At 25.5% G+C, this 14,553-nt stretch carries 12 protein-coding genes; 8 read left to right on the top strand and 4 right to left on the bottom strand.

The genetic code is table 11. From position 1 onward, the window contains the following. From ABXT47_RS04910 to ligA, 6 genes are all read left to right on the top strand, one after another. Positions 1–915, top strand: a complete 915-nt coding sequence (locus ABXT47_RS04910; protein WP_415308019.1) for a D-alanine--D-alanine ligase — start codon at positions 1–3, stop codon at positions 913–915. Then, positions 896–1,543 (top strand): cell division protein FtsQ/DivIB, encoded by a 648-nt coding sequence (locus tag ABXT47_RS04905; protein ID WP_415308018.1) that lies wholly within the window; start codon positions 896–898, stop codon positions 1,541–1,543. The genes ABXT47_RS04910 and ABXT47_RS04905 overlap by 20 nt, the downstream gene beginning before the upstream one ends. Positions 1,544–1,571: 28 nt before the next feature. Then, complete coding sequence (locus ABXT47_RS04900; protein WP_415308017.1) at positions 1,572–2,687, top strand: cell division FtsA domain-containing protein; 1,116 nt, start codon at positions 1,572–1,574, stop codon at positions 2,685–2,687. Between the two features lie 64 nt (positions 2,688–2,751). Then, positions 2,752–3,672, top strand: a complete 921-nt coding sequence (gene lpxC / locus ABXT47_RS04895; protein ID WP_415308016.1) for a UDP-3-O-acyl-N-acetylglucosamine deacetylase — start codon at positions 2,752–2,754, stop codon at positions 3,670–3,672. Positions 3,673–3,713: 41 nt separating this feature from the next. After that, positions 3,714–4,550 carry an outer membrane protein assembly factor BamD gene (locus ABXT47_RS04890; RefSeq protein ID WP_415308015.1) on the top strand — a complete coding sequence of 279 codons (837 nt, stop codon included), beginning with the start codon at positions 3,714–3,716 and terminating at the stop codon, positions 4,548–4,550. A 1-nt stretch (position 4,551) separates the two neighbouring features. Further along, positions 4,552–6,582 (top strand): NAD-dependent DNA ligase LigA, encoded by a 2,031-nt coding sequence (gene ligA / locus ABXT47_RS04885; RefSeq protein WP_415308014.1) that lies wholly within the window; start codon positions 4,552–4,554, stop codon positions 6,580–6,582. On the opposite strand, the gene ABXT47_RS04880 is transcribed toward ligA, so the two are convergent. Together ABXT47_RS04880 and ABXT47_RS04875 are read right to left on the bottom strand one after the other, a co-directional pair. Beyond that, the gene (locus tag ABXT47_RS04880) at positions 6,565–8,259 is read right to left on the bottom strand and encodes a M24 family metallopeptidase (protein ID WP_415308013.1); all 1,695 of its coding nucleotides are present in this window, start codon (positions 8,257–8,259) and stop codon (positions 6,565–6,567) included. The genes ligA and ABXT47_RS04880 overlap by 18 nt on opposite strands. Further along, entirely contained in the window at positions 8,256–10,292 is a 2,037-nt protein-coding gene (locus ABXT47_RS04875; RefSeq protein ID WP_415308012.1) for an ATP-dependent helicase, read from the bottom strand. Before ABXT47_RS04875 ends, ABXT47_RS04880 begins: the two co-directional genes overlap by 4 nt. 43 nt (positions 10,293–10,335) lie before the next feature. Here ABXT47_RS04875 and ABXT47_RS04870 point away from each other — a divergent pair, with 43 nt between their 5' ends. Next, positions 10,336–11,820: a hypothetical protein gene (locus ABXT47_RS04870; protein ID WP_415308011.1), complete on the top strand. Its 1,485-nt coding sequence runs from the start codon at positions 10,336–10,338 to the stop codon at positions 11,818–11,820. Here the strand turns inward: ABXT47_RS04870 and fumC are convergent. Further along, positions 11,808–13,196, bottom strand: a complete 1,389-nt coding sequence (fumC, locus tag ABXT47_RS04865) for a class II fumarate hydratase (RefSeq protein WP_415308010.1) — start codon at positions 13,194–13,196, stop codon at positions 11,808–11,810. The two genes, ABXT47_RS04870 and fumC, sit on opposite strands and share 13 nt — an antisense overlap. A gap of 67 nt (positions 13,197–13,263) precedes the next feature. Here fumC and ABXT47_RS04860 point away from each other — a divergent pair, with 67 nt between their 5' ends. Then, a complete protein-coding gene (locus ABXT47_RS04860) occupies positions 13,264–13,635 on the top strand; it encodes a phosphoribosyl-ATP diphosphatase (protein ID WP_415308009.1) in 372 nt (123 codons plus the stop codon). 6 nt (positions 13,636–13,641) lie between these two features. On the opposite strand, the gene ABXT47_RS04855 is transcribed toward ABXT47_RS04860, so the two are convergent. Then, positions 13,642–14,520 (bottom strand): YgfZ/GcvT domain-containing protein, encoded by an 879-nt coding sequence (locus ABXT47_RS04855; RefSeq protein WP_415308008.1) that lies wholly within the window; start codon positions 14,518–14,520, stop codon positions 13,642–13,644. Positions 14,521–14,553 lie beyond the last annotated feature (33 nt).

Raw genomic sequence — 14,553 nt, 5'->3', positions numbered from 1 at the left:
ATGAAAAAAAGAATTTTAGTGCTTTGTGGTGGCATATCTAAAGAACGTTTAATAAGTTTAGATACAGGAAAGCAAGTAGCCAATGAATTAAAAAAAAATAGATACACAGTTATGACTTGTGAACCAGATCATGATTTATTAAAGAATATAAAGCGATTTAGACCAAATGTAATTTTTAATGCATTACACGGGCAGTTTGGAGAGGATGGTTATATTCAAACGATTTTAGAAATTCAAAAAATTCCATATACTCATTCTGGTGTGATTCCTTCCTCCATTGCAATGGATAAAGAAATTTCAAAAAAAATTTTTATTAAAAATAAAATATTAACTCCAAAATATATTAAATTTGATTATAAAAAAAATAAAAAAAATATTATTAAAATTATTGAAAAAAAATTAAAATTTCCTGTTGTTATAAAGCCAATTAACGAAGGATCAAGTGTACATGTGTATATTTGTAATAAAAAAAATATAGTTAAAAATTTAAAAACATTAAGTATATACAATCAAATTTTGATTGAAGAATTTATTGGAGGTCGAGAGATTCAGGTAGCCATAATGGGAACTAAAACATTAGGTACAATTGAACTAAAGCCAAAAAGAAAATTTTATGATTATGAAGCAAAATATAATTTAAATGCAAAAACAAAACATATAATACCAGTAAATCTTTCTAAAAAAGATTTACAAAAAATTACCAACATTACTCAGATGGCCCACAAACTTATTGGTTGCCGGGGGGTTACAAGATCAGACTTTAAGTTTTATAAAGGCAAATTTTATTTATTAGAAATTAACACTCAACCAGGTATGACTAAACTTTCATTGGTGCCTGAAATAGCTAACTATATTGGTATAAGCTTCACGCAGTTAATTGAATGGATTCTAAAAGATGCATCGCTTGATAGATAAAAAAAATAAGATAATAATATATTTATTGCTACTATCTATATTAAGTACAACTAGTGGAAAATTTGTAGAAAATCAAAAAAGTTATTATTATACAATAAAACAAATTAATATTGAGGGTCTTTCAAATAGGGATAACAAGAAAATTTTTCAAGAATTAAATAATTTATTTTATAAAAACATATTACTAGTCAGTAAAAAAGAAATTCAAAAAGTTATTAGCAAGTATAACATCATAGAAGAGTATAATATTAAAAAAATTTATCCTTCTACAATTAACATCTATATCAAACCGACTAAATTACTTGCAAAAATTTCTAATGAGGGAAAATTTTTAGTTGGCTCGAATGGCTTGCTTATAGAAGATAAACATAATAATGAAACATTACCTTATATATTTGGAGAGTTTAATACTAAGCATTTTTTAGATTTTAAAAAAAATATAGATAAATCTAAATTCACTTTTACACAATTCAAAACATTATATTTCTTTCCTTCAAAAAGATGGGATATTTTAACTAATGATAACATCTTAATTAAATTACCTCAGGATAATTTTTTAAAATCAATTAACCTTGCTTATAAAATAATAAGTATGGATGATTTTAAAAAAAAAAAATCATTGATTTGAGAATTAATAGTCATTTAATAGTACGATAATGTATAAAAAAAATTTTGAAGTATATTTAGATTGTGGTACATCCAAAATTAGAGCTGTTGCATTTAATAACGATTCTCCTAAAAATACTTTCTATGAGGAAAGTGATTTTTTTTTTGAACACTTAACTATAGAGTCTAAAATCCAAGAAATTATTTCTTCTTTAGAAAATAAAATTAATGAACATTTGGATGAAGTAACTCTAATGTTAGATAGTCCAAATATGTTATCTATTGGAATCTCAATATCCAAAAAAATTGATGGATTAAAATTAAAAAAAACCGACATCCAATTCTTAGTACAAGATGCTAAACAACAAGTTTTAAGAACTAATCTTAATCAAAATATTTCTCATATAATTATTAAGAATTATAAAATTGATAATACTGAGTACACTTTTTTACCCAAAGATATAAAATGTGACAAGGTATCCTTAGAAATTTTTTTTATATGCCTTCCTAAAAAAGTTATAGAATATTATAAAAAAAAATTTTCTACATTTAATATTTCAGTTAAACAAATTTTATGTTCCAGCTATGCTAAATCTATAAACTATAAAGAAAATATTTCTTCAGTAGAAAATATATCTTTCATAGATATGGGATTTAATAAAACTTCAATAGTTTGTTATTATAATGGTGATTTAACTTTTTTAGATGTTCTGCCAATTGGTGGAAATCATATTACAAAAGATATTTCTACAGTTCTAAATATAGATTTAAAAGATGCTGAATATTTGAAGTTAAATTTTGATAAAAATCAAAATTTATTGAATGAAAAAAAAATTTCTCTCGATTTAATCCAAAAAATAATTTTTGCAAGAATAGAAGAAATATTAGAATTATCTGAAAAATCTATCAAATTAAACCTAAAACCAAAAATACTTGATCAGTACAAAATGGTATTAATGGGCGAAGGTTCAAAAATATTAAATAACAAATTTAAAGAAAAAATTTTTTTTTCTAAGGATATTGATTTATTAGAAGAGAATAATGTTGATATTTGCCAATCTGCCCTGAAAGCAAGTGAAGGATCAAATAAACAGGAGGTTGTAATGATTCCTAAAATACAATTAAAACAAGGTTTTTTTGAAAAACTTTTTCATTTCTTTAAATAAGTTAGTATTTTACTGTAACATTTCTTGTTTTTCTTAATTCTTATCCAGAATTTATAAGTTGTTCATGTCTGTTTTGAATCAAAAAACAATAAATCATAATATAATTTTTAAGGGCATTGGTCTTCATAGTGGTTTAGTTGCTACGCTTAATATTATACCAGCTGAACCCAATACTGGAATAGTTTTTAAAAGAATTGATATCAAAGATAATAATATTGTTATTCCAAATATTTTCAATGTTAGTAGCGCACTGTTCTGCACAACCATTTCAAACAAACATGGTGCAAGTGTTTCTACAATTGAACATTTAATGGGAGCCTTATACGGTATGGGCATTGACAATGCGTTGATTGAAATTGATAACAAGGAAGTGCCTATTTTAGATGGATCTGCAAAATTATTTGTTGAGGCAATAATAAAGGCAGGAATTAGAAATAGTGATGCACCTATTAAAGTAATTAAGATTGAAAAAAAAATAGAATTTATTGATGGAAAAAAATCAATTTCTATTGAACCAAGTAAAATTAGTTTAGATATAGATTTTGAGCTTAAATATGATAATACCGTCATAGGAAGTCAAAGAAATTTAGTTAAGGTATATGAATCTAATTTGACAGATATATATAATTCAAGAACTTTTTGTCTTTTTGAGGATATTGAAAAATTAAAACAGATGGGTTTAGCAAAAGGGGGAAGTCTCGATAATGCTGTTGTTATCAAAGGAGCAAAAATTTTAAATGATAAAGGTCTTAGAAACGAAAAAGAGTTTGTAAATCATAAGATTTTAGATTGTATGGGAGATCTTTATTTAGCTGGTTACAAGATTATCGGGAAAATAATTTGCTCTCAAGGAGGCCACAAACTTACAAATCAATTACTTAGAAAAGTTTTTCAAAACGATGAAAATTTTTCATTATTAGAAATTCAAGAAAAGCATTTACCAAATGTCCTTATAAATAAAAGTCACTTAAAAGCCATTGCATAAATTCTTTTGCTATATTAGCAAAACATCAATAAAATATTAGAATGAAATACTTTTATAAATTATTGTTATTATTATTTATATTTAATTTTACATCATGTTCAAAAAAAGTTGATGAAAGTATTTTAATCAAAGAACAAGATTTAGATTTACAAATGATTGAGTCTTATAAAGAAGGATTAGAGGAATTAAATAAAGGAGATGTAATTTTAGCTGCCCAAAAGTTTAATGAAGCAGAGCTTTTATACCCACAATCTATTTGGGCCCCCAAGTCTTTATTGATGGCAGCTTACTCTTATTATTCTCAAGAATACTACCCAGATGCCATATATGAATTAGAGCGATATTTTAAAACCTATCCTAACGATAAAAACAAAGGTTATGCATCTTATTTAATTGCAGTTTGTTATTATGAGTCAATAATAGATGAAAAAAAAGATTTGAAATCGATAATAAAAGCAAAAGAAAAGTTCAATTTAGTTTTAAATAATTATCCCAAAAGTGATTTTGCAATGGATGCGAAATTTAAACTGGATTTAATTCAAGATATAATGGCCTCAAAAGAAATTTATGTAGGAAGACATTATGTAAAAAAAGAAAAATGGATACCTGCAATAAATAGATTTAAAAAAGTTGTAACCGACTATGATACAACAATATATGTTGAGGAGGCAATTCATCGATTGGTAGAAATTCATTATAAAATTGGAATGATAGATGAAGCAAAAAAGTATGCAACACTCCTAGGTTATAATTATGGATCTGGTGAGTGGTATAAAAAATCCTATTTGGTATTTAATAAAGAATATGAAAATCCATCAAAAAAAATAAAAAAGAAAGATAGTTATTTAATAAAAAAATTTAAATCTCTTGTAGATTAAAATGAAAAATGAAGAAATTCAAAAAAAGTATTTAAAAAAAATTGATCAAATTAAAAAACATAATAAGCATTATTATGATAGAGATAAGTCAATAATATCAGATCAAGAATATGATTACCTTAAAAAAGAAATAGTAGACCTAGAAAATGAGTATAGTTTTTTAAAAAGCAATGAATCTCCAACAAAATCTGTTGGATATAAACCTTCAAAAAATTTTAAAAAAGTAAAACATAAAGTTCCAATGCTATCTCTTGCGAATGCTTTTGATGAAGAGGATTTACAAAACTTTGAAAAAAAAGTTATTAATTTTTTAAGTTTAAAAAAAACAAGCATAATTGCCTATAGTACGGAACCCAAAATTGATGGAATATCTGCCTCACTAACTTATTTTAATGGAAAATTTATACAAGGTCTTTCAAGGGGCGATGGTACAGAGGGTGAGGATATAACCCAAAATCTAAAAACTATTAAAGATATCCCTCAAGAGATAACTGCAGCAAATTTTCCTAAAGAAATTGATATTAGAGGTGAGGTATTTATAGAAAATGATGATTTTAAAAAAATCAATGAAAAATTCGCTAACCCTAGAAATGCTGCATCAGGATCGTTGAGACAAAAGAGCTCAACAGTTACAGCCAGAATTCCACTTAAATTTATTGCATATACTTATGGATATGTTGATGAAATGAATATTCTTAGTCAAACAGATTTTTTGAATAATTTGAAATTGTGGGGATTTAAAATAAACCCTTTTAATAAAAAAATTTCAGGCATTAAAAACTTAATACGTAATCATAAAAAATTGGAAGAAAAGAGAAAAGAAATAGCATTTGATATCGATGGTGTTGTTTATAAAGTTAATAATTTTAATTTACAAAAAAGGCTAGGTTTTGCAGCTAATGCACCTAGATGGGCAATCGCACATAAGTTTTCTGCTAATAGCTCTGTATCTGAAATAATAAATATTGAAATTCAAATAGGTAGAACAGGGGCACTTACACCAGTTGCAAAAATCAAGCCAGTTAATATTGGAGGTGTGGTTGTTTCAAATGCAACACTACATAATGAGGATGAAATCATTAGAAAAGACTTAAGAATTGGAGACACTGTTACTATTGAGCGAGCTGGAGACGTAATACCTCATGTAATTTCAGTAGATATTAAAAAAAGAGACAAAAAGTCAAAAAAATTTATTTTCCCATTAAGTTGTCCGTCATGTGGAAGTAAAACAATAAAGGATTATAATGAGACAACCAAAAAACAAGATGCCGTGAGAAGGTGTTCGAGTGAAGGATACGAATGTGAAAAAATTGCAATAGAAAAAATAAAACATTTTGTATCAAAGGAAGCATTTAATATTGATGGTTTTGGAAAAAAAATTGTTGAAAACTTTTGGAACTTAAAATTAATCAGGTTACCACAAGACATTTTTAATCTTGATTATCATAAGATAGAACAATTAGAAGGTTGGGGAAAATTATCTGTAACAAATTTAAAGTTTTTTATAAATCAAAAAAAAAAAATTTCTCTAGAAAGATTTATCTACTCATTAGGTATAAGGCACATAGGACAAGAAAATGCTAAAATTATCGCTAAACATCTAAAAAATTCAGAAAATTTTTTTAAATTATCAGATGAAAAAAATGCAGAAAGTTTATTTAACATAGATGGAATTGGGGCAACACAAATTCAATCAATTAAAAATTTTTTTTTAAATAGAATAAACTTAAAAGTTATGTTTGAATTAAAAAAAAATCTCGAAATAGAGAAAGCAGTACTAATAGATAATAAAGGCTTACTAAAAAATAAAACATTTATGTTTACTGGAAAACTTAATGGAATTAGTAGAGCGGAAGCTAAATCTTTAATTGAAAAAAATTCTGGAAAAATAATTAGTAATGTAAATAAGAAACTTGACTATTTAATTGTAGGTGAAAAAGCAACTACAAAAAAAATTAATATAGCAAAAGAATTAAATATAAAAATTTTAGAGCAAAAAGAATGGATGGAATTATTAAATAAAACTAGCTAACCATTTTCTTTCTTTTTTATTTAATGAAGCTGAGTGTTCAGAGTAAATACGTAAATGATATCTAAACAGATAATCTTTTTCTACTTTATTTAATAATTTATAATTAATTAAATCTTTTTCCACAGGTGCCAAAGTAAGATTTTCAAAAAACAATCTACTTCTTAATTTTCTTACATATACTAAATTTTCAATTCTAATCCCAAAGTGATTTTTTTTATAATAACCGGGCTCATTACTTAAAATCATACCTTTTTCAATTTTTACAGTATTATGTTTAGAAATTGACTGAGGTCCTTCGTGCACGTTTAAAAAGAAACCAACTCCATGACCTGTTCCGTGTGCGTAATCTAAGCCTTCTTTTTTTAAAAACTTTCTAGCGTTAATATCAATTTTTTTTCCTGTATTGTCCTTATTTAAGTCAGTAAGAGCAACAGCAATGTGACCCTTTAAAACATTAGTATAGGCATTTTTTATGTATTGTTTTTGATTAGCAAAACAAATTGTTCTTGTTACATCTGTAGTTCCGAAATTATATTGGCCACCAGAGTCAACCAATAAAATGTCTTTTTTACTAATCTTTTTTGTAGTTTTGGGTGTCGCTCTGTAATGAACAATAGCACCATTTGAACCAGAACCAGCTATAGTATTAAAACTTGGAAATAAATAATCTTTATTAAGCTTTCTAAATCTTTCTAATTTATTTTGTGCCTCAATCTCTGTTATGTTTTTTTTATTTATATTTTTTATCCAATAAATAAATCTTGTTAGAGCCAAGCCATCTTTTTTATGTGCTTTAATCATATGATTAACTTCATATGAATTTTTTATTGATTTTAATTTATAAATTGGATCACATTTATTTAAAATTTTAAATTTAGATTTGATTATATTTTCATAAAAAATTGAACAAGACTTATCATCAATTATAAATTTTTTTCCATTTAAATTATTAATTACGTTTGGAAGATTTTTTATTTCGACAACATCTTTTTTATTTATTTTTTTTTCTTTAATAATTTTTTTTGCATTATCTTTTTTAGTTATTAAAAATAATTTTTTATTTTTATCTACAATTAATCTGGCATTAGGTATTGGGCTATTTGGATTATCATATCCCCTTATATTTAAAAGCCAAGCAACATTTTCTGGAGCACTTACAAATAAGTAGTCAGCGTTATTTAATTTTAAATAATTTACTATTTTTAAAATTTTTTTATTATGTGATTCATGAACCACCTCTTTTTTTAAAGAATAGAATGGTTTAGTTATTTTTTCTTTAAATCTAAATATCTGGTCAATTAAATTGTCATTAACTGGAATAAGATTATTATTTGAAAAATAATTTTTAAGATTTTTTGATGTAAAAACTTTTGGATCATATCCCAAATCAAGGTTTCTAATAATAGTATTAGGTAGATTTTTATGAATTTCAATTATATTAAAATTTTTGGAAGATTCTTGTGCTGCTTGAATAGTGTATCTTCCATCAACAAATAAATAATTTTTTTTTTTGAGTATGACAACGATACCAGCTGAACCTGAAAAATTACTGATATTTTTTAATCTATCATTTTTTGCATATTCTGAAAAATATTCATCATTTTTTGGAACAATATAGCCATCGATTTTAAAATTTAAGAATTTGTTTCTTAAGATTTTGATTTTATTTTTTATCATTTGATTCTTTTTTGATATCTTATCCAACCAGGGCTTCTTTTTCCTTCATCAATTTCAAAGTCTTGATTAAATTCAAAGTCATTATCATCATCTTTTGATTCATCAAAAAACGAATTTTTTTCTAAATTTTTTTCTGGCAATTCATCAATAAATCTAGATGCCATACTGTCTATCCAGTTTCCTTGATAAAATCTATTCATGGCAAATGATATTAACGCTTTTTTTTTAGCCCTAGTTATACCAACATAAGCCAACCTTCTTTCTTCCTCAAGTCCATTTTGACCTTTTTCTTCAATAGATTTTTGATGAGGAAAAAGTCCCTCTTCCCATCCTGGCAAAAATACTACATCAAATTCAAGGCCTTTTGAACCGTGCATTGTCATCATGTTAATCTTTTCTCCGTCCCAATCCTGATCTATAGATGTCGCTAGAGCTACATGCTCTAAAAAAGCTTCTAAGCTGTCAAACTCCTTCATTGCACTCAAAAGTTCTTTTATATTTTCTAGTCTACTTTCATTTTCTAAATCTTTTTTATTTTTAAGCATAGCTGAATAACCAGACTCATCCAAAACTAATTGTAAAAGCTTAATGTGATTAATCTTTTTTATATTAATATCGTTTCTCCACTTATCCATTAAAAATAAAAAGGTATTTAAGCCTATTTTAGTTTTTGGTTTTATTAAATTCTGTTCTATTAACTGTTTAGAGGCAATCTCTAAACTTACTGAATTATCTTTTGAAAATTGATGTATTAATTTTATAGTACTTTCTCCTATTGATCTTTTAGGAATATTTACTATTCTGCCAAAAGCTAAATCATCTTTTGGTTGATTAATTAACCTTAAATATGCAACACAATCTTTAATTTCTGCTCTTTCATAAAATTTTGTACCACCCAAAATTCTATAAGGTAATCCAATTTTTAAAAATCTTTCTTCAAATTCTCTTGTTTGAAATATAGCTCTCACTAAAATTGCAATATTGTTAAAAGAATATTTATTTTTAAGGTTTTTTTCTATTTCATCAGAAATTCCTATCGCTTCATCTTTTCCATTTTTAAAACAATTAAGTTTAACAAGATCACCTTCTTTCATAGATGTTTTTAAAGTTTTACCAACCCTATTTTGGTTATTTGCAATAAGGTTAGATGCAACTGATAAAATATTTTGAGATGATCTGTAATTTTCTTCTAGTCTTATTACTTTTGAATTATTATAAACCTGATCAAATTCTAAAAAATTTTTAATTTCTGCACCTCGCCAGCTATATATAGATTGATCATCATCACCAACACAGCAAAGATTTTTATGTTTTTCCGACAATAAGTAAAGCCATCTACTTTGTATATAATTTGTATCTTGATATTCATCAACTAGTATATACTTAAAATTATTTGAATAAATTTCTCTTATATCTAAATTTCTTTCTAAAATTTTTACAACATGTAAAATTAAATCACCAAAGTCACATGCGTTCAGATCTAATAGTTTTTGTTGATAAACTTTATACAGAGGAATTATAGTTTTTTCATATATGTCATTTTTATTAATAATGACCTCATTTGGATAAAACCCTTTATTTTTCCATCTATCAATAATCGATAAAATATATTTAGGAGCTAATTGTTTGATATCAATATTTTCTGCCTTGCAAATATTTTTGATTAAACGCACTTGATCATCAGTATCAATAATAGTAAAATTAGATGTAAGTCCAGCAGCAGGAGCATGTTTTCTTAATAATTTTGCACAAATAGAATGAAATGTTCCAAGCCAGGATAAGCCTATAGCTTCAGAATTCAGTATAGAGCTGACTCTATTTTGCATTTCTTTCGCAGCTTTATTTGTGAAGGTTACAGACAGTATTTGATTAGGAAACGCTTTTTTTTCATTTATTATATGTGCTATTCTTGAGGTTAAAACCTTAGTTTTTCCAGAACCAGCTCCAGCAACTATAAGTAATGGACCATCAAGGTATAAAACAGCCTCTTTTTGAGCATTATTAAGGTTCTTTAAATATTCTAAGTTTATCATTTTTAAAATTTCATTATAAGTTAATCAAATTTCAACATTATTTATGAAACAAATTGTAAAAAATTTTAATAACCTAGTTAAAAAGACAATATTCAAAGTTGAGAATAAAACAAATAATAAATTCATAATTAGTAGCTTTAATAAATTTTTAATAACTTTTATTAGTCTATTATTTCTTTATCTATTCTATTTATCAATACCTATTTTATACAAAAAAAGTTGGATTCAAAAAAATATAGAAATTCAAATACGCAATGAATTTAAAATAAATTTAAGCACGTCCTCTGATATTTCTTACCGAATTCTTCCTTCCCCACATTTTTTAATTCAAAACTCTAAAATATTATTAGGTGATTCCAAAAATCTGAAATCGATTGCTGATGTTAAAACTTTAAGAGTTTTTATAAGTCAAAAAAATTTTTTTAATAAAGAAAAAATGAGCCTAAAGAAACTCCTTATTGATAAAGCTAATTTTTCTTTATTAAGAAAAGAATTTAAAATTCTAAACAAACATTCCAAGAGACAATTTTCAAATAAAAAAATTAAGATCAATAATAGTAATATTTTTCTTAAAGATAATTTAAGCGAGATAATTGCAATTATAAAAATAGATAAAGCGGCACTATTTTTTGACAATGAAAAAAAATTAAATTTATTTAAATTAAAAGGAAATACTTTTGGTGTTCCTTTTGTTTTTGACTTTGAAAATAAAAATAATTCTATAGATAATACGAAAATTAATTTTGAGGCTAAATCGCTTAATTTAAATATCTTTAATGAATTTATTCATGAAGATTCTAGTTCTAGTTTTGGAAAAATAATTATTTCAATTTTAAATTCTACATTTAAAACAAAATATAATGTCAAAGAAAAGTTAATTACCTTTACATCTGACAATACTAAATTGAACAATTCAAAAATTAATTATAGTGGTAAATTATCAATTAATCCTTTTGATTTAGATTTAAATATTAACTTGGGAAATTATAAAATATTTCAATTATTTAATTTAAACCCTATTTTTAAGGAATTTATTGAGTCAAAATTACTATTTAATGACAACCTAAGTTTAAAAATATCTGCACTCGCTAGCACAAATGTAAAAAATCAAATATTTCAGAATGCCAATATCAATCTTAATATTGTTAATGGTAAAATTAATTTTGATAAAACAATATTGACTAATGATGACATAGGATTATTAGAGCTGAATAAAAGTAATTTATATTTTGAAAATGATAAATTAATTTTAAACACTAATTTATTTCTTGATATTAAAAACTCTGATCGTTTATTCTCTTTTCTTAATACTAGCAAAAAATCTAGGAAAAAAATTAAAAATATTTTAATTAATTTAGATTATGACTTTTCGAGTAATGAGATTAAGTTTAATAAAGTTAAGATTGATAATAGGGTGTTGGGAGATCAATTTTTAAATATAATAGAAGGTTTTAGTAATAATAATTCAAACAATTTAATTAAAACTAGACGGTTGTTAAATAAACTACTTAGTATTTATGAGGGGTAGATCATTTTACTTGGATTAACTATTTGCTCATAATCTTTTTCTTTAATAAGGCCTGTTTTTAGAGTTTCATACCTTAGTGTAGTTCCATTCTTCAAAGCTGTTTTTGCTATTTTTGCGGCGTTATCATATCCTATATGTGGAGCAAGAGCCGTTACTAACATCAAAGAATTATCCAAGTGTTCTTTAATTTTTTTTTTGTTAGCTTTAATTCCTTTAACACAATAAAGAGCAAAGTTTTTAGTGCTATCTGCAATAAGGTCTATTGATTGAAGCACGTTATGAGCAATTAATGGTTTGAATACATTTAACTCAAAGTGTCCATGAGACCCAGCCAATGTAATTCCTGTGTGGTTGCCAATCACTTTAACACAAACCATTGTTACAGCCTCACATTGTGTAGGATTAACTTTGCCAGGCATAATAGATGAACCAGGTTCATTTTCTGGAAGTATTAATTCTCCATACCCCGCTCTAGGTCCTGAACCCAAAAATCTTATATCATTTGAGATTTTCATTAATGCAACAGCACAAGTGTTCAATGTCCCTGAAAAATTAACAATTGAGTCATGAGCTGCTAGTTCTGCAAATTTATTTTTAGCTGGCTTAAAAGGTATTTTTGTATAATTAGCTATTTCTTTAACAATTTTTTTATCAAAACCTTTTTTAGAGTTAATGCCTGTTCCAACAGCTGTTCCTCCCTGTGCAAGAAAATATATTTCTTTAAGAGCATACTCTATTCTTTCAATGCATTTTTTTAATTGAACTTGATACCCTGAGAATTCTTGACCAAGAGATAGTGGTGTTGCATCTTGTAAGTGAGTCCTACCAATTTTTATAATATCTTTAAATTCTTTAGATTTCCTAGATAATTCTTTTTCTAAAGTTTTTAAACTAGGCAATAATTTAGATATAGTTTCTTGTGCCACAGATATATGCATAGCTGTAGGAAAAACATCATTAGTAGACTGAGATTTATTAACATGATCATTTGGGTGTATAGGTTTTTTTGATCCTTTTTTGCCACCCATAATTTCAATGGCCCTATTTGCAATTACCTCATTAACATTCATATTTGTTTGAGTACCAGAGCCAGTTTGCCAGACTTTTAAAGGAAAATTTCCATCTAATTTTCCTTTAATAACTTCCTCTGAAGCTTTTATTATTAAATTAGTTATTTTTTTATTAATTTGTTTTTCCTTGTAGTGAACTAGAGCAGCAGATCTCTTTATAATTGCAATAGATTTTATTATTGAAATATTAACTAGGATTTTTCCAATATTAAAAAATTTGTTTGATCTTTGAGTAGATGCCCCCCAATATTTATCACTGGGTACATTAATACTTCCTATGCTATCAAATTCTTTTCTTAATTTCATTGATTAATATATAATTAATAATTTATTATACCTATATATTAAATTTTATAAAACTTATAGGAGCTAAATGTCAAATTTTAACAAAGTAAAAACTTTCATGGAAACCTTTGGTCAAGAAGTCAAAACTAAACCTTCTTTTAGCACCGATAAGATTAATACCCTCAGATATGATCTAATTAATGAAGAGTTAGAGGAACTTAAAGTTGCAATGAAAAATAAAGACCTTTTAGAAGTTGCTGATGCTTTAACAGATATACTATATGTAACATATGGAGCTGGGCATGCGTTTGGCATAAATCTTGATAGATGTTTTGAGGAAGTACAAAACTCAAATATGAGTAAGTTAGGTGAAGACAACAAGCCTATATATAATGAATCTGGAAAAGTTATGAAGGGACCAAAATATTTTAAACCAGACTTAACTAAGTTTGTTAAATAGTTACCCTTAGATCCAGTAAGGTTTTCTAATCTTTATTTTAGCATTTTTAGTTTTAAATTCTATTTGATTAATAAAATGATCATTTAAATATTTAATTAAAGCATAAGGATATTCATCATTTATCAAAATTTTCCCTACTTCGAATTCACTATTGTAGATTAAATCATCTTGATTTAATTTTCCTTCTATTAATTCAACTGGCAATAATCTTTTTGAAAGTTTATTTTTTAATTTAATCCTGGCAGTATTTTCTTGTCCAACATAACACCCTTTTTTAAAATCTATTCCATTCAGCTCATCAAAATTGCACTCAATACCAAATAATTTATTTTGTAATTTATTCATATTTTTTTGAGCTATTCCTAGCTCATGACTTAATTTATAATAATCATTAACTGGAGAATCTTTTAACTCTAATTTCTTTAAAGATAGATAAAGTTTTTCTAAATTAATAATAAGTCTTGCTCCCAAATTTTTATTCCTTGGATCCAGTAGAATAGAGTCTTCTCTATATTTAATTGTATTCCCAGGCGTATCTTTTGTTCCTTCAAATTTTAAAAATTTTTCTCTATTGAATGCAGCAACAACAAATTCATTGCTTAAATTCATAATCTCAACTTTAGATCTAAGTTTGTAGGTATTTAATTGCTTAAAGAGAGCTTCTGTCTGAGATTTTTCAGAATCAATGAAGTATCCAGACTTATATTTTACTACAATAAACGAAAATAAAAACTTACCTTGAGGACTTAACAGTGATGCAAAACAACTATTATCTTCATTAACCTTATTAATGTCATTGCTAATCATATTTTGTAAAAATTCTTTAGCGTCTGTTCCATTTATATAGAGAATTCCTCTATCTTCTAAAATATATACTTTTTGCATATTCATAATTGATTGATGTCTAAATATAATATA

Source organism: Candidatus Pelagibacter sp. Uisw_099_02 (genome assembly GCF_047727625.1).
GTDB lineage: Bacteria > Pseudomonadota > Alphaproteobacteria > Pelagibacterales > Pelagibacteraceae > Pelagibacter.
This window is presented reverse-complemented; position numbering and strand designations above follow the sequence as displayed.